Genomic DNA, 563 nt, shown 5'->3' with positions numbered 1-563 from the left:
GTTACGTGGGCAAAGCGTTTTAGCTTGTGCAAACCTGAAAGTACGCAAAAACAAAACCGTTATCTTTTGAAGAACGAATGTTTTTGGCTTTTCTGCTTCGGCTAGTTTGTGCGCTGTAGCGGCTTGAAGAATGTGAAGGTTTTTTCTGGTTTGTGCTCTTACAGGTTTTTCTTTAAAAGCCGAAATGCAAGTTCGGCTTTGGTTAAATTCAGCTTTTGTTATTTCCCATTTTTGGGTAAAGTTCCATCAAGTTTAAGCGTGTTAGTTTGCACTGGAAGGCAAAAGCAAAAGCTCAATCCCGCTTCGGCAAATTCATCACAAAAAATAATCACGTAACAAGGCGGTCAAACATCGTTCCGCTTCGCTCCACTGGACAGAATTTAAGTAGCTTTTTTGTGGTTTTACTTCGTAAAATGTTTCCACAAAAAAACTACTTAAATTCTGCCGTTTACCGCAACGTTATGCAATTCAAGTGTAGAAGCAATGAGCCTATGGAAATCCCAGAAAATATTAAAGATTTAGTTTTTCAATTAGCTAATGACTTAAGCATCATGGAAGTTTGG

Annotated in this window: 1 protein-coding gene; it reads left to right on the top strand. The window is 38.2% G+C overall.

Going from position 1 to position 563, the window contains the following annotated elements:
- Positions 1 to 266: 266 nt before the first annotated feature.
- Positions 267 to 563: hypothetical protein (locus AC2CG4_RS20060; RefSeq protein ID WP_484487955.1), on the top strand; the 297-nt coding region annotated here is incomplete at its 3' end.

Source organism: Cellvibrio sp. ATLC23 (genome assembly GCF_057196725.1).
Note: the sequence above shows the minus strand (reverse complement) of the source record. Positions and strands in the feature narration are given on the sequence as shown.